Below are 16,217 nucleotides of genomic sequence, written 5' to 3'. Positions count from 1 at the left end.
GTTAATCGATCTTGGATTTGAGGACTTTGTTTTCAAAATCAAAGATTGATTGACTTATAATATACGAAAGCTTCAACCTAGTCGACCATGATTTTACAGGATCAATTATATTGTCTTTATTAAGTTTATTTATATACTTTAAACCTTCTGCCTCGATATAATCAATATCAAAGTCTGTCAATTTATTAATAATCATTGGCCATTCTGCATCTGTCATTTTCCAACTAGAATATTTTATTATGTAGTCCATCGAGCGTCTTGACAATGCACACGAGCCGGCTGTAATATCAACATCTCTTCCTAATTGTAACGACATAATTTTATTTGATATTGACTCTGTAACTTTCCATTCTTCAGGATGTGTATTAAAAGCATTCTGTGTCCGCCCAATTATTAAGTAATCTACATCAGCTATGTTCTTTATCAAGGTATCCAATTCATCTGGAAACTCAATAATCCACGTCAATAGACGATCAAAGTCACAATAATGATAATAATCATGACTATAATTATTAACAAATTTTAATGCTTCTCTTCTAGCATTTGCTGCTCCTGATTTTTCAATAATGTTTATATTAAAGTTACATTGTTTTAATTCCATAACAACTTCCTTTGGAGTTAAATCACTGATTGTTATATATTTTTGATTGTAGCTCAGCTTTATTAATTCCTCCTTTAACTCTCGTATAATTGGCAGTAAGTTACCTGATGGGTCATGGGCAATACATGTTAATGCAATTTGCTTCTCCGATTGCATTATTTATCACCCCAATCATTTACCAATGGTATCAATCTATACACTTTGTTAATAATTCTTTGGTTTTCCTCAAGTTCTTCTAAGCACATTCTAGGCTCCGTACCTGAAAAAATGTTAAGAAATCCCTCTATCTCTTTTGAATAAACAAATAATTCTCTTGTATTTTCACCTATTATTGACCTAATATTCATATGATGAACCACTCCTTTTATTCTCACTGTATATGATGTCCTTGGAGATAAATTTCGGCATACTAAGATTTTTTATATAACCCATTTTGCTACTCTAAACCCTTGTTATTCTAGAAATTCATGCATCATTCCGTCTAAAAGTAAATTATATTCAGTAAATTTATTGTAAACAAGAATAAAACTTGTTGGTACACCTGTTACAAATGATACTTCTTCTACTCTATCCTCTGGTTTTCTAATGGGTCATTCCCACTTGAACTATATTTGTCATCACAGAATTTATTAAAACATAATCATTGTTATTAATATTATTCACCTCTCTTATTACTAGTATACTCTATCGTTCTTGGATTCTAGTCTTTATACGTCAAAGAGAGAAGAAATCCCACTCTAAAAGGGCTTCAGCCAAGATACATGTAAAACTAGATCATTTTAATTTCATCTTGAGATACTTCTTCAAATCCTCCACTAAATAAATTATTTTCAATTAGCCATCCTAAAAACATTTCAGTATGTACAAATACTTGCTCAATTGGAAAATCCTTCGGAAAATCACCTTCATAATGGTATTTTGCCTTATCACAAATAACGATGTCCACATCTCCATCAAGCTTAGAAAAGCAAGTACCCCAAAACGATAAAATGGGCATCTCCAGGTGAAAATGTAATTTAGAATGTACCTAACTTAACCCTTTAGTATATAATAGTATTTAGAAAATAAAGGAAAATATCTGTTTTTAATTATAGCCCTAAATATTACTCAGTGTTTATGATTATATAAAGAAGGACTAGTCAAATTATAGATAGGGAGAAAATTAAATTGAAAGTGTTTAATAAACAAGTGCTTCGTTTTATTATAGTGGGATGCGCGAATACCCTGAATTATTACATATTTTATCTTTTATTAGGCCAATTAATAGGGTTAAATTATTTATCAGCACATATTATTGCTACTGTAATAGGCATAATAGGTTCTTTTTTTCTTAATACGTACTTTACTTACAAAACAAAACCGACTTTAAAGAAATTTTTACAATTCCCATTAACATATGCTGTTAATATTGCAGTTACAACTGTCGGCATTTATATTTTAGTTGACTTAGTAGGTTTAAATGAAATAATTTCACCTTTCCTAGCATCACTGACTGCGATACCTTTTACATATTTATTATCGAAAAAAATATTAGTTACGAAAATCGAAAGAATAGTATAGTGTGAAATTTACATAGGAAGCAACATTTTTATACCTAATGAAACTTGTAATGGGTGAAATGGCTGCAGAATTGGAGTGAAATAATAGCGAAGACTGGTCTCTTAGAAACCGGCTTTTAAAATGCTAACTAACAATGTCTTTTACTAAAAATAATAATGCCTATTATCATATAAAGGATGGTGCAATATGTCTGTTGAGGTACCAATTGTAATACCTAAAACCTTGATTATCATTCCCGCTTACAATGAAGAGGAAGCGATTGCAGATACATTAACAAGACTTTTAGAACTAAAAGAACACTTTGGAGGATTAGATATTTGCGTAATGAATGATGGATCCAAAGATAAAACACCTGCAATTGTCACAACATTCCCGGTACATCTTGTAAATCTACCTTATAATTTAGGGATTGGGTCAGCTGTACAGACTGGATACAAATATGCTTATGAAAATGGTTATGATATCGCTATTCAATTTGATGCCGATGGACAACATAACCCAGAAGATTTATATAAAATCATCCAACCTATTGCTGAAGATCAATGCGATATGGTGCTAGGGTCTCGATTTACGGAAAAAACCGCATATAAAGGAAGTCTTTCAAGACGAATTGGAATATTTTACTTTACTGCCTTGTTAAAATTACTAACAAAACAAACATTTATGGATCCAACATCTGGATACCGCGCTATTAATCGCGAAGTAATTAAGATTTTCGCACACAATTATCCGAAAGATTATCCAGAACCAGAAGTGCTCATTCACTTAAAAAAGAAGAACCTTCGCATTAAGGAAATATCAGTTAATATGCAAGAAAGACAAGGGGGACAATCTTCTATTACACCTTTAAAATCTGCATATTACATGATTAAAGTAAGTTTAGCCATATTAATGCAAAAAATTGTGAAAGGTTGATAATTCATGCCTATAGTTACCTTTTCATTTATCTTTATCTTATTATTATTTTTCCTAATTATTAATTCTATACGTAGAGGTGCTTTAGACACAAAATATTCTATCCTTTGGATTTTCGTTTGTATCGCAATGGCAATTTTAAGCTCTACAGATAAAATTATAAATTGGATTGGGAAGCTATTACACGTAGAATACCCACCATCTGTTTTATTCTTGTTCGGACTTTTATTCTGCTTTATTTTAATTTTTGATTTAACTCGTAAGGTTTCTAAACAGCATCACCAACTTGTAACATTGACACAAGATTATGCGCTGCTAAAACAAAAATTAAATAATAAAGAACAAAATGATTCTTTACACGATGCATAATTAAAAAATGACTTGCTTTCTAAATTAGAAAGCAGGTCATTTTTTAAAATATATCTCTTAGAGGGGTCCCGCCACATCGCTATCAAGCTAAGAAAATACAACTCCCCCAGAACGAGATTTTGTCCTAACTTGTAATAAAAAAGCTCATTTTTTCGTTTTGGGGTGGATTTGTTTTCTTAAGTTGATGGGCATGGGGTACCGCCACATCAGATATTTTAAAGGAAAACAATTCAAGAAAGCTATTATTTTAGTAGCCGCCCTGTACTACTGCAGTTTTTCTTTAAGTTATCGCGATGTTTCTGAAATGCTGAAAGAACGTGGTATTTCAGTTCACCCAACAACCATCATGCGATGGGTTCATGAATATGGAAATCTCATCTATCAAATTTGGAACTAACTTCTTCCGAAACATTGTTCCGCATTTACCAACCTGTTTATGTTTTTTTTCAAACTTTGCAGCAGAACCACATTGTTTTAATTAAATTTTATGTTATACTTCTATAGGCATCTGATTTTTATTCTATATAAAAGCAGGTGAAAAGCCCTTATCAAATCGATAATGGCTTTTCTATTTTTCATGAAGATCGATTATATGGCATGAGCAATAAATTTAAAGGAGAATTATAAAATGATTTTTCCAAGTAACATCAATACGTCTTATGAGTATTCAATTATAGAAATTCAATGTTTACCTTGTATTTCTACAGTACCTGATTTTTATGATAATTTTGTACTTATTTGTAGTACTTATCTTAATAAAAATGATAAAGCACATGGTCATACTACATTTGAAATTCAATCAATAAAAGAACTGTCTTATAATAATCCAAATGTAAAAAATGCTAAGAAGTTTGTATACCAAGGTGGGTCTTTGAAAATAAATGATTTTGTAACAATTACTCAAGCGGAATCAGACTATGATACGAAATTCATAGCGAGACTTTCCTATCAATATCATAGCGATCAAGAGAGGGAATATATACAAGAGCAAGATTTACTCTTATTTTCCATTTCTGAAGGGCCAAAGGGGCAATTGTCTAATATTCCTTATTTATATCTTCCTCCGGATTTTAAGAAGTATATAGAATATTATCAGGCTAAGCACGATTCTGAAGTTCTTCACACCGCTTACTCAATATTAGAACATTTCATAAAAGAACATGATTGTTCAGAATCTTTCATTAATCAATTTGAAATTTTAAAAGAAAAACAAAAGAATAAATCTCTTATCTTGTATGATAGCTTTTTACGGAATCAATATAAGAAAATTTGATTTATTTTCATAGAAACATCAAAAACCCTTTAAATATTATACAAAATACACCTATTTGTTTATAAAAATGAAGAAAATGCATAAATTCATAAAACTATATATGTATTTTGTAGTATCCTAGACTATATCTATCTAAAAGTCTTTCATAGTACATTTTTGACACTCCCACCCCTAAAGGGGCAAGCTGACATACGTCAGTGGGATTCTTGCTACCAAAGGCGAAGTTCATTTCTGGTATCGCTGACGTGCAAGATTGCGATGTGCTATCACCACTCCCATGACAGACTATATAGGTTCATGGGCTAAGGGGCTGTTACTATACCGTACAGATTGTTTGGTTCTCCTTATGTTTTAGAGTCTTTTGCATGACTTTGAAGCCATTTTAACATGTTTTGCTACGCAAAAGCGATACTTTCATCCCATGCTTAAAGGCGGACTTAAGTCCTGCAGGGGTTTTCTCGTATCGTAAATCTGTAAATTTTAGTTAAAAGATACCACTTGTTTAATAAACTTAGTGAAGTAAAGTTAATTACTTTAATATATTATTAGGAGAGAATTTATGAGTAAAAAACTATTAAAATCAATAACATCATTAACGATGGTAGGAGGTGCATTGTTAGGAACAAGTAGTGATCCCGTAAAAGCTGAAGTCCAGTCAGGGGGAAATTCAGTTGTATTTAATGATGTCCCCAAAAACCATTGGGCAAATAATGCCATTACGAGCTTAGCTAATCGTAATATTATCGGGGGATATGGAAATGGAATGTTTGGCCTGGGAGATAATGCTACTCGTGAACAGGTGGCAGCTTTAATTTATCGTGTGCTAGCTCCTGCTAAAAAAGGAGGCACTCTTAATAAGGACAACTCTTTTTATATTATGCAAGATGGGTCTCAGCTTAAAAATCCATATAAGGACATTAATAAAAACTCAACAATGTTCCTAGAAGAGATTCTATTTTTGACAGACATAGGAGTCTTTAAAGGGGATCAAAATGGGGAATTTCGACCAAAAGAATCATTAAGTCGTGCAGAAATGGCACAGGTCATCAAGAATGCTTTTAAAGTTCCTGTGTTAAGTAAACATACTTTTAATGATGTACCAGATAATTCATGGGCGAAGGACGCTATTAGTGCCGTACAGTCGAATAAAATTGCATCAGGTACAGGTAATGGAGGTTTTGAACCAAATAAAACTGTAACTCGTGAACAGTATGCACAGTTTTTATTTAATGCATTAAATTATATGGAACAATTTAATACACAAAATCCTGATGTGACAAAACCAAATAATGAAGGTACGAGTGTACAAACTGAGGTACAACTATTAGAAGCTTATAAAAAAGACATGAAAAATTATATTAATAATCATGAAGAAGATATAACTATAACATATAAATCTAAACAATCTAATATTAGAGAAGTTATGGATACGCTTGTTAAAGCATATGATGAGACAGTTGATTCAAATGAATACATGAAATATAATATCGCAAATACACAATATTCTATTCGTGGTATTCCAGGAGATTATGTATTTACATTAAAAATTACATACCGTGAATCAAAAGAGCAAATGAACTATGTAAAGACACAAGCAAAATCAGTTATCACTTCTATTGTTAAAGCTGGTATGGATGAACATGAAAAAGTAAAAGCGATTCATGATTATGTCGTAAAACATGTTTCTTATGATACTTCTTTCCAGGCTTATACGGCATATGAAGCTTTAGCAAACCGTTCTGCTGTTTGTCAAGGATATGCATTATTAACTTATCAATTGTTAAAAGAGGCAGGAGTAGAAGGTCATATTGTAACAGGGACTGGAAATGGACAACCTCATGCTTGGAATTTAGTGAAAATTGAGGGGAGATGGTACCATCTTGATACAACCTTCGATGATCCGATTCCAGATGTAGAAGGACGTGTAACTTATTCATACTATAATTTATCTGATGAACAAATTGCTAAAGATCACCAATGGGATCGTAATCAATTTGCGAAAGCAACAACAATCTATAATAATGAGTTAACAAATAAAATTCAGATCGGTAGCCCGAAAGCAATGGGATATCAGAAAATATTAACGGATATCAAACGCTAATATGAATCTATGTAGTTTATTAATAAAATAAAACAATGCACAAACGATTAATTGAGGTCTGTGTAACAATGGACCAGTACTAGATGAAAAAAGAATCCCATAAACATATATGATATGGGATTCTTTTTTTTATTTTATTTGTTTTGTTCATCTGATGTGTATATTTACAGCATGTAATCATTTTAACTAAATTTAGGTAATTCCTCTCTCTCCTCAATTTGTATGTAGGTGCATGGCACCAACAAATAGGTGGGAGAGGAATTGCTTTTTTTCATAATAAAACATACGTTTTATTGTTATCATCTAGTTATGAAGTGTCCTTTAAGAAATTCATTTAGTCCTTATATGTGTTTTGTAAATAACGATCATATAAATCTTTTTCTAAAATACTTTGTTTATCTTGTAGTTCCTTAAATTGTTCAATGAATTCACTATCTTCTTTTGTGCTTCGACACAAAGTATAAAAAGCATCATGGAGAATTTTAGATTCTTGATGAGCATCATAGTAGTCCATGTAGGTCTTAAATTCTGGTGGTAGATAAAGATAAGGGACGTTAGAAAAAGAACCTTTGATTCCTACTGAAGTAGAAAATAGGAGTAAGTCTTTATTTTGTATATATTCCATCTCTTGATCTTTAGAATATTGGTAAGAAAGGTTTGCTATAATCTTTGTATCATAATCAGTTTTCACTTCAATCATGTTTACAAAATCATTAATCCTTAAAGTACCACCTTTGAATGCAAACTTTTTTGCTTCTTTAACGTGTGAATTATTATAAGATAATTCTTTTATAGATTGGATTTCAAATGTAGTATGACCATGTGCTTTATCATTTTTATTAAGATATGTACTACAAATAAGAACAAAGTCGTTTTGAAATTTTATTGTTTCAGAATTATAGGGTAAGCATCTAATTTCTATTATTGAATACTCACACTTACCGTTAACATTATTGGGAAAAGTCATTATTATTATAATTCTCCTTTATATTTATTTCAGGTGAAGAGTAGTTACTCTTCACTACCTTTATTTTAAATAAATTATATATTAATAGTAACCCTCAATTCCAGAAATTTATGAGGGTTCATAAAAAAGCAGTCTAACTCCTAATACTCCAGTTAAAGGGTTCTGGTGCAAAAATTTCAAAATAACTGTAAGCAACCTCTAAATCTGGGACATACTGATACTACTACTCTAAAAAAGGGACGTGATCAGTATGGAAAATCAAAACTAATTCAAGTGGAAACATTATCAGCCTGACATTATTTTGTTAACAGTGAGATGGTACCTGCGGTACAACTTGAGGTTTCGTAATGTAGTGGAAATGATGGAAGAGTGTGGCCTATCGATGGCTCACACAACGATTATGCGTTGGAGTCATCAAATATGGACCTGAATTAGATGAAAGAGTACGGCGACATCTTAAAACAACAAATGATTCCTGGAGAGTCGATGAAACGTATATCAAAGTAAAAGGTCAATGGATGTATCTATATCGTGCAGTGGATTCCGAAGGAAACACGATTGATTTTTATCTCAGTGAAACAAGAGACACAAAGGCTGCAAAGCGCTTCTTCAAAAAAGCTTTGCGGTCTTTTCATGTTTCTAAACCTCGCGTCATTACGGTGGATAAGAATCCGGCTTATCCTATAGCAATTGAACAGTTGAAAAAAGAGAAAAGCATACCTGACGGTATGCAACTTAGACAACAGAAGTACTTGAATAACATAGTGGAGCAAGACCATCGTTTCATCAAAAAGCGAGTCCATTCTATGTTAGGATTGAAGTCACTTCGTACAGCTACTTTAATTTTAAGTGGCATCGAAGCTATGCATATGATGAAAAAAAGGCAACTTCACCAAAGAGTGAAATCTGCCCAAAATGAAGTTAAATTCATTCATAAATTGTTTGGATTAGCTGTTTAATATCCTCGTTAACAGGATATTGCCGTTCTATGTTTCTAGTGAAGTATTTTCGCACCAGAACCGTTATATCAATATTGAGAAATTTATTAAAAAATTAGCTATAAATGATTCAAAACCCAAAAGTTTACTTTCATTTCCCCTTAAACATTGACTTTAATCTATTTTTATTGATATCCTAAAAATATATAAAAAAGTATACATTCAAATTAATGAAAATAAAGGGATTGAAAAGTAGATGAATAAAAAGCAACATTTAATTGATGTACAACCAATTCGAAGCAAAGAACAGCTCGAAGATATGAAATGGTCTCTTAAACGTCATTGTTCAGATCGTGATTATATTTTATTCCTGATTGGAATTAATACTGGGTTACGTGTAAGTGATTTACTTAAAATGGAGGCGAATGAAATTTTAAAAATGAAGCGAAAAAAACGGAAAGAATTTAGAGTTAAAGAAGGAAAGACAAAAAAGGAGCGTATCATAAATATTACATCCATTTTTGAGGAAGTGCTTCCATACGCTGAAGATTTAAAAAGTAACTGGTTATTTCCTTCTCGAAAAGGTGATAAGCCCATTAGTAAAATTCAAGCGTATCGACAGTTACAAAAAGCCGGAGATTTTGCAGGAGTCGAATCTTTGGGTACTCATACAATGCGTAAAACATTTGGGTATTGGTTTTACAAGCAAACAAAGGATATTGCTATGTTACAAGAAATATTGAATCATAGTACACCACAAATTACACTAAGATACATTGGAATTAATAAAGAAGAAAAAGATAATGTACTTGATACATTCCGAATCTAATTTGTTTTTTTCTTTTCTTTTCCATGGATGGACGCCCCTTATTCTTTGATTGTAGGGCATCCAATCCTCCTGTTTCATAAGCTACTTTCCATTTTCGAAGTGTTTCGTAAGAAGGAATATTGAAAAGCGCCGCCGTTTCCCTGATAGATGTCCCTTGTTCGTTCATATAATTAAGTACATCTAGTTTATACTGGGCAGAGTAGGATGTATAGCGTTTTTCAAAAGCATTTTCATCTAAGGATTCATATTGTTTAATCCACTGATAGAGCATATTTGGGTGAACATCAATAGATTTAGCAATTGTTTTTCCACCTTCAGTCCCCTCTAAATATCGTCTTATCGCTCGTATTTTTTCTTTTGAAGAAAATTTAGCCATAAAAAAGTGCACCTCCGATTGTTAGACTGTGTCTAACAATCGGAGGTGCACTTCAAGGAGAACGGCTTTTTTCGTGTGGGGTACCTGGTACTATCTAATTAAGAGATATAATTCCAAAATCAAAAAAATGAAAAATTCTCAATTTTATCGTTTTGGTGGTATTAATTTATCTTAGCTTGATGGGCATGTATGATGACCCCTAATATATGTATTAACGTGGGCTTTATGTTATTTGGTTGGCTGGCCCCCCTCTAGTCTGGTGGGACTTTTTATTCACATAATTCCTGTTATCGATAGTATCCAAAAAAGCTAACTACTTATCTTTTTTCAGATAAGTAGTTAGCTTTTTCGTTTTGGTGACACTTTAAAATATTAGTTTGATGGCTATGTGGTGGTACGCCAAATAGTGTAGTTAACAATCTTTTATATGTTGTGTAACTCAAAATCAAATGCTTATAAAATTAAGACTACCAAGGTATTTAGAGTTCGAGGCAGTTACACAAAATATAAGATATGGAGAAGTAAAGGAAAGAATTTTATGTTTTTTCAAATTCCTAATAGAGTTCTATAGATCAATAAAATATGTTTTTTTGAAATTGTTACTTTCCTGTAACAAAAGTGATTTATTATATATTTTTAAAACACAATATAGAAAGAAGGAGAATTTATGAAGAAAATCATACCAATAGTTGCATTAATGGGCATGATGAGCTTAGGGATGCAGGAAATGAATGTGAAAGCTGAAACTTACAAATGTGCAGATTCCAAAATGGATTTTTGGAATTCCAAAAAAACAGGTACTAATTTTATGAACAGTACTTCATTACCTGAGAATTATAAAAGTGCAAAGGAGGCCAATATTGAATATGTTCGTTTAGCACCAGATAAATGGGCAAAAGATAAAGATTTTTTATTTGAGGATAAACCAGATACTTCTGGAAAGGATTTTCTGATAGGTAATGCAGATGACTATCAGGGATTAGTAAAGGAGGATTTAGAAAAATTAAAAGAGGATTTAGATGCCGCACAATCGCAAGGAATGAAAGTTGTTCTTACAATGTTATCTTTACCTGGTGATCGATGGCGTCAATTTAATAATAACAAGAATGACGACAGAATATGGGAAGAAGAGAAGTATCAAGAGCAAGCAAGCCAATTTTGGAAGGACCTTGCGCTTGAATTAAAAGATAATCCTGCTGTGGTTGGTTACAACATTATTAATGAGCCACATCCAGAAACATCTAAGAATAATAGATATAATGATTTTTGGACGGAAGATTACGAGAAATGGTATGAAAAAGTGAAAGGAACGACAGCTGATTTAAATAGATTTTATCAAAAGGTCATTAATTCCATTCGTGAAGTGGACCAAGAAACACCGATTATTTTAGATTCAGGTTTATATGCCACACCTTGGGCTTTTAAATATCTTAAACCAGTTAAAGATAATAAGACATTGTATGCATTTCATATGTATGAGCCATATCAATTAACAAGTCAACGCGAAAATCAAAATAAAGAGTATCAATATCCTGGAATTGTAAAAGTAGGAGATAAAGAAACACCTATGATGTGGGATAAAAATGGATTAAATAAATTCTTACTGCCTGTTCAAAATTGGTCTAAGAAAAATCATGTACCATCTAATCGAATCATGGCTGAGGAATTTGGAATTAATCGTACCGTTTCAGGAGCCCCTCAATATATGCAAGACTTAATTTCTATATTCAATCAAAAGGAATGGCACAAATCATTCTATGCATTCCGTGAAGATACTTGGACAGGAATGAATTATGAATTAGGAACAGGAAAAATAAAATGGGATGAAGAGGGGAAACCAGTACATCAAGATAATCCACTTTGGGATGTAATAAAAAATGATTTACAATCAACTATTACTAAGTAATATAGGGTGTTAGGAGCGTGAAGGGATACAGCTGTTGCTTTGAAATAAAGTCGTACTGTTTTGAATAAGGTTTAACTGTTTGCAAAAAAGTTGCACCGTTTTGCATCATTAGGTAAAGCTGTCACGGTAAAACTCCTGAGTTTCGATCAAACTTTATTCCAAACCAACATAAAAAAGGACTTCTGTGTTTTAAAATCTTTTTTTATTTGTAATCAGGATTTTTGAAAGACTTGTGAATTTCATAGAAAACAAACGGGATATAAAGCAAAATGTTATTGTTTTGTACATTAAAGGTTATTTATGTTATTTAAATTATATTTTTGCGAAGGTACTAGAGGGAGTGTTATTATGTATAGTGTGCTTGAAACTGCAAAAGAGAACAATTTAAGTCCTCATCATTTTCTTCAATATTTGTTTGAAACGCTCCCCAATCGATTTAAACAATTATGAAGAAAAATTTGTGTTGGATTCTCTTTCTATTGGTCTTAGTTGTGGGAGAAGCCCTAGTTTCGTGTTATAACTATGAAACATCTATATATATATAAACCTATACATTTAAGTTGATTATATGAAATGAAAAATCAAGTCGTTATTTTGGGGATTCAGACTACCAATTATTTAAACTATTATTCACACTAAAAGAAGTACAAGGAGGAAGGTATATCTATTAAAATAGTGAGATATACCAAAGTAGAAATGAACATTAAATTTAACAAAAAAGTAGTAGCATTAACAGCAGGATTAACGGTATTATCTTTACCATTGGCATCATTTGCAGAGGAACAACAATCAGTAAACAATAAGCAACCTACAAGCGTTCAAGAACAAGGTAAAACAGACCAACTTCAAGCATCAGATGAACAGGCTTTAAAAAGTATTGAAGCTAGTTTTGAAGGGGTAGACGGACGTGGTGAAGGTACTGTCGATAATAAGAAAGCAGACAGCCTTCAACGTTCAGAAGGTATTCATGAAGAAACGGGCACATTAACTGTTCCTAACAATTCAAACAGAACAAAACGTAGTCTGTCTTCCGCATCATCTAGAATCTCTAGTACAATAAACGGTGTTCCATTCACTGAATGGATTGTTCCAGTAGGTAACGATAATATTCGTCCTCAAAACTACATGAGTCCAAAGTACATTACAATTCATGAGACTGATAATACAAGTGTAGGAGCAGGTGCTAGAAACCACGCTCAATATCTATATAACCAAGCAGTAGGGAACACAGACCGAGCTGCATCATGGCACTTTACAGTAGACGATAAAGAGATTTATCAACACTTACCATTAAACGAGAACGGGTGGCACGCAGGAGACGGTGATGGTTCAGGTAATAGAGAGTCTATTGCAATTGAAATCGCAGTTAATAGCGACGGTGACTATAGTAAAGCAGTAGATAACGCTAAGAAACTTGCGGCTTATTTAATGAAAGAAACTGGTGTGCCGTTAAATAATATCGTAAAACACCAAAGGTGGAGTGGTAAAAACTGTCCTGCTAACATGATTAATAATGGACAATGGGATGCATTCGTAAATGGTGTTGGAGGGTATTATAATAATCTTTATCAACCAAAAGACGACATTACAGGAGGTTGGTATGAGCCGGCTATTCGAGAGCTAAATAGAAGGGGTATTATGGCAGGGGAAGGAAACGGTGTTTTCGCACCTAATAGAGCGGTAACAAGAGCCGAATTTGCTCAATTAATCTCTAAATCTCTAAACTTGCCCGCTGGAGATACTTCATTTAAAGACCTAAACGATGCAAACTCAACTTTACGAGATGGTATTAAACGCACTGCAAGTGCAGGTATCATTGCAGGTAGAGGTGACGGTTATTTTGACCCAAACACACCTATTACAAGAGAAGAATCAGCAATTATTGTAAACAAGGCTTTACAGTATAAAGGTCTATGGGGGCCAGTTGCAAACTTACCATTCTCAGACAAAGACCAAATTATCTATAAGGAAGACGTACAAAGATTGTATGGACTAGGTATTGTAAAAGGTAAGGGTGACAATCAATATGACCCTAAAGGAACAACAACTCGTGGTGAAACAGCATCATTCATTCTAAACATGCTTCAAGTAATTGAAACTGGTAGTGTTCAAAATACAATTGGAACAGCTCAAATAAATGGTATTGGGGTAAATGTTCGGAGTGGAGCAGGTACAAACTATCCTATTGTTAGAAAATCAAGTAAAGGCGAAAATGTTACAGTATATGAAGAACAGAACGGTTGGCTAAGAATTGGGACAGATCAGTGGGTGTATAATGACTCTAGTTATATCAACTATAACAGATGATAAAAAACTGAATAGTTAAAGGGATAAGTCATATAGAGATATATGACTTGTTCTCAGGCTGTGGAGAAAGTCTTCGCCACAGCCTGTTTTTGTGTCTGAACTTTTTTTATCTGTCAACACTGATAAAAAAGAAGAAAAGGAGAGATTTCTGATGATGGGTGTGAGCTTGAAATAGAGTCACGATATTTGGAAAACATGTAAATGTTTATGATCGATTCACTGATTTAAATAGTGAACCGTGTTACCTTAATTATTAATGTATCATTTTCATTCTACAGTAGAATAGTAATTTGAAAGTTTCCCCACTTATTTTAGGGGAGAATTATCATTTTTCCGATATGGGTTCGTTTATTTTGTTACCCTTTATCATCCCTTAACAACAAATACGACGCTAAACCGATCACAACAGCGCCTAATATAGTAATTACGGTTCTGGTGCAAACCTCGAATGTTTTCAAAATATACACAAAAATATGAGAATGATTACGGACATTCAATCTTTACAAAGTATAAAAATACGGATTTTTAATACTGATTTCCGAACAACTCATTTTCATAAAAATATAACATTCATGTTGGATTATCTACGTAATCATTTTTGCACCAGAACCATAAATAGTCTTATAAAAAAGAGACCTTCCTAAATACTAGGAAGGTCTCTGCATCATTTCTGCCATATGGAGCTGTAAATATTCCGTTAGCTTTTTCATTGTGCCCTTTTTGAAGTACGGGTGTTCAATTTCAAACGAGACATAAATAGGCTTCTTTGTCATGAATGGTCTGTATTGGGTAAGGGACGTGCTAGCTATTTCTTGACTATCCCATGCACAAAGTACAATCAATTCATTCGCGTGATATTTGCTCAATCGCTGGACAAAGTCTACTTGTTTGGCAATCTCTTGTAGTGCAGTTGGAGATACAAAGGTTTGTAGTTCTTGGGCGAAAAGATACAGTTCATCTGAAATAATAGACATAAAAAATGCCATCCTTTCTCGTAAACTTCTTACGATAAGCATAGCGTTTTTTCGTTTTAAGGGTATAATCTTAGCTTAGCTTGATAGCGATGTGGCGGTACCCCAATAGGATTATTCAATTATTTGGTGGTGCAATGATTGGTACGTTTGTAAAAGCCTTCTTCTTTTATTTACTGAATGCACAAAGTAATGCGAGTGCATTGTCTTTAGTGAGAACCGTTGGTTCTCCAAAAGATTTTATCAATCTTTTCATAAATACATATGCTGCTTGGGATGGGATTATAAGAGACTATTCAGTGTGAATTAAAAAAATTTATCCACCATTTTTATGTGTCGTTCTATTAAAAAGTCCAAATTTGACCAATTTAATGCGATAAAATTTGGTCAAAGATAATGAAATTTTAAGAACAATAAGGTACACTAGTCAATGATTTTAGTTTAAAATAGATTGATATTGATATATACGGAGGAAAGATTGATGGACAACAATACAATAAATGAATCAGTTGAAGAAGGTGATAAAAAACGAGTAAGATCAAGCAAACGTTTTACAAATTGGAAGCTTATCGCGGCGGGTGGCGGTATAATTGTACTTCTTATTGGGGGAATGAGTTATTATCAGGCAACCCACTTCAATTCAAATGTTACGATTAACGACACAAAGGTCGGAGGTCTGAGCGCTGATCAGGCAATACAGAAATTAAAAACATCTGGACTAGAAAACAAAGTTTATGTCGGTCAACAACAAATTTTAGATGAAAAAGATACGCAAATGGAACTTACGGAAAAAGATTTGCCTAAAGTTAAGAAATTATTAAAAAGCCAGTGGACATTTTTCCCTTCTTCGAAGGAAAAAAATTATTCGCTGCTACCGGAAAAGGCGAATCAATATCGAAGTGAAACAATGAAAAAACTTTTAGAAGAAAAGCTCTTATCTATGAATAAAGATTTAAAAGCGCCTCAAGATGCTATGGCCAAGCTCGAGCAAGGAAAAGTTATTATCTCGAAAAGCGTGGAAGGAAAACAGTATGACGTTACTAGTCTATTGAAAGATTACGACAAGCAGAAGTATAAAAGCGAAATTCATCTGAAGTCTGCATA

General features: G+C 32.8%; 11 protein-coding genes and 7 pseudogenes. 11 read left to right on the top strand and 7 right to left on the bottom strand.

Translation table 11 applies throughout. The annotated features are described in order from the left end of the window. Window position 1: 1 nt before the first annotated feature. From CQZ94_RS26460 to CQZ94_RS31390, 3 genes and pseudogenes are all read right to left on the bottom strand, one after another. Complete coding sequence (locus CQZ94_RS26460) at window positions 2–757, bottom strand: hypothetical protein (RefSeq protein WP_105587885.1); 756 nt, start codon at window positions 755–757, stop codon at window positions 2–4. Next, window positions 757–948: a hypothetical protein gene (locus CQZ94_RS26455; RefSeq protein WP_105587884.1), complete on the bottom strand. Its 192-nt coding sequence runs from the start codon at window positions 946–948 to the stop codon at window positions 757–759. The genes CQZ94_RS26460 and CQZ94_RS26455 overlap by 1 nt, the downstream gene beginning before the upstream one ends. A gap of 434 nt (window positions 949–1,382) precedes the next feature. Then, window positions 1,383–1,598: pseudogene (locus CQZ94_RS31390) on the bottom strand (DUF7832 domain-containing protein); the annotation flags it as partial. Window positions 1,599–1,768: 170 nt separating this feature from the next. Here CQZ94_RS31390 and CQZ94_RS26450 point away from each other — a divergent pair. From CQZ94_RS26450 to CQZ94_RS26425, 6 genes and pseudogenes are all read left to right on the top strand, one after another. Further along, window positions 1,769–2,161 (top strand): GtrA family protein, encoded by a 393-nt coding sequence (locus CQZ94_RS26450; protein WP_105587882.1) that lies wholly within the window; start codon window positions 1,769–1,771, stop codon window positions 2,159–2,161. Window positions 2,162–2,347: 186 nt separating this feature from the next. Then, complete coding sequence (locus CQZ94_RS26445; protein WP_105587880.1) at window positions 2,348–3,076, top strand: glycosyltransferase family 2 protein; 729 nt, start codon at window positions 2,348–2,350, stop codon at window positions 3,074–3,076. Between the two features lie 6 nt (window positions 3,077–3,082). Beyond that, window positions 3,083–3,445 carry a DUF2304 domain-containing protein gene (locus CQZ94_RS26440; protein WP_044441254.1) on the top strand — a complete coding sequence of 121 codons (363 nt, stop codon included), beginning with the start codon at window positions 3,083–3,085 and terminating at the stop codon, window positions 3,443–3,445. A 205-nt stretch (window positions 3,446–3,650) separates the two neighbouring features. Further along, window positions 3,651–3,836: pseudogene (locus CQZ94_RS26435) on the top strand (IS6 family transposase); the annotation flags it as partial. Window positions 3,837–4,073: 237 nt separating this feature from the next. Then, on the top strand, window positions 4,074–4,718 hold the full coding sequence (locus tag CQZ94_RS26430; protein WP_070143918.1) for a hypothetical protein: 645 nt from the start codon (window positions 4,074–4,076) through the stop codon (window positions 4,716–4,718). Window positions 4,719–5,277: 559 nt separating this feature from the next. After that, window positions 5,278–6,819, top strand: coding sequence for an S-layer homology domain-containing protein (locus CQZ94_RS26425; RefSeq protein WP_105587879.1), 1,542 nt, complete (start codon window positions 5,278–5,280; stop codon window positions 6,817–6,819). Between the two features lie 334 nt (window positions 6,820–7,153). Here CQZ94_RS26425 and CQZ94_RS26420 read toward each other — a convergent pair whose 3' ends face one another. Continuing rightward, window positions 7,154–7,786, bottom strand: a complete 633-nt coding sequence (locus tag CQZ94_RS26420; protein WP_105587877.1) for a hypothetical protein — start codon at window positions 7,784–7,786, stop codon at window positions 7,154–7,156. A gap of 295 nt (window positions 7,787–8,081) precedes the next feature. On the opposite strand from CQZ94_RS26420, the pseudogene CQZ94_RS26415 reads away from it, so the two are divergent. Beyond that, window positions 8,082–8,745, top strand: a pseudogene (locus CQZ94_RS26415) (IS6 family transposase). Window positions 8,746–8,980: 235 nt separating this feature from the next. Continuing rightward, entirely contained in the window at window positions 8,981–9,553 is a 573-nt protein-coding gene (locus CQZ94_RS26410) for a tyrosine-type recombinase/integrase (protein ID WP_105587876.1), read from the top strand. 4 nt (window positions 9,554–9,557) lie between these two features. On the opposite strand, the pseudogene CQZ94_RS26405 reads toward CQZ94_RS26410, so the two are convergent. Then, window positions 9,558–9,929: pseudogene (locus CQZ94_RS26405) on the bottom strand (transposase); the annotation flags it as partial. 667 nt (window positions 9,930–10,596) lie between these two features. Here CQZ94_RS26405 and CQZ94_RS26400 point away from each other — a divergent pair. Next, window positions 10,597–11,835, top strand: a complete 1,239-nt coding sequence (locus tag CQZ94_RS26400; protein WP_105587874.1) for a glycoside hydrolase family 5 protein — start codon at window positions 10,597–10,599, stop codon at window positions 11,833–11,835. Between the two features lie 696 nt (window positions 11,836–12,531). Then, entirely contained in the window at window positions 12,532–14,142 is a 1,611-nt protein-coding gene (locus tag CQZ94_RS26390; RefSeq protein ID WP_105587903.1) for an S-layer homology domain-containing protein, read from the top strand. 785 nt (window positions 14,143–14,927) lie between these two features. Here the strand turns inward: CQZ94_RS26390 and CQZ94_RS26385 are convergent. Continuing rightward, a pseudogene (locus tag CQZ94_RS26385) lies at window positions 14,928–15,116 on the bottom strand (IS4 family transposase); the annotation flags it as partial. Between the two features lie 122 nt (window positions 15,117–15,238). Beyond that, a pseudogene (locus tag CQZ94_RS31985) lies at window positions 15,239–15,387 on the bottom strand (IS6 family transposase); the annotation flags it as partial. Window positions 15,388–15,594: 207 nt separating this feature from the next. Here CQZ94_RS31985 and CQZ94_RS26375 point away from each other — a divergent pair. After that, window positions 15,595–16,217 (top strand): annotated as a pseudogene (locus CQZ94_RS26375) (L,D-transpeptidase family protein); the annotation flags it as partial.

Source organism: Bacillus sp. MYb209 (assembly GCF_002975175.1).
GTDB lineage: Bacteria > Bacillota > Bacilli > Bacillales > Bacillaceae_G > Bacillus_A.
Note: the sequence above shows the minus strand (reverse complement) of the source record. Positions and strands in the feature narration are given on the sequence as shown.

Bases quoted from the DNA above. Each gene is read 5' to 3' on its own strand.
- CQZ94_RS26440 (WP_044441254.1), top strand. From the start codon at position 3,083: ATGCCTATAGTTACCTTTTCATTTATCTTTATCTTATTATTATTTTTC.
- CQZ94_RS26390 (WP_105587903.1), top strand. From the start codon at position 12,532: ATGAACATTAAATTTAACAAAAAAGTAGTAGCATTAACAGCAGGATTA.
- CQZ94_RS26425 (WP_105587879.1), top strand. From the start codon at position 5,278: ATGAGTAAAAAACTATTAAAATCAATAACATCATTAACGATGGTAGGA.
- CQZ94_RS26410 (WP_105587876.1), top strand. From the start codon at position 8,981: ATGAATAAAAAGCAACATTTAATTGATGTACAACCAATTCGAAGCAAA.
- CQZ94_RS26460 (WP_105587885.1), bottom strand. From the start codon at position 757: ATGCAATCGGAGAAGCAAATTGCATTAACATGTATTGCCCATGACCCA.
- CQZ94_RS26445 (WP_105587880.1), top strand. From the start codon at position 2,348: ATGTCTGTTGAGGTACCAATTGTAATACCTAAAACCTTGATTATCATT.
- CQZ94_RS26455 (WP_105587884.1), bottom strand. From the start codon at position 948: ATGAATATTAGGTCAATAATAGGTGAAAATACAAGAGAATTATTTGTT.
- CQZ94_RS26400 (WP_105587874.1), top strand. From the start codon at position 10,597: ATGAAGAAAATCATACCAATAGTTGCATTAATGGGCATGATGAGCTTA.
- CQZ94_RS26420 (WP_105587877.1), bottom strand. From the start codon at position 7,786: ATGACTTTTCCCAATAATGTTAACGGTAAGTGTGAGTATTCAATAATA.
- CQZ94_RS26430 (WP_070143918.1), top strand. From the start codon at position 4,074: ATGATTTTTCCAAGTAACATCAATACGTCTTATGAGTATTCAATTATA.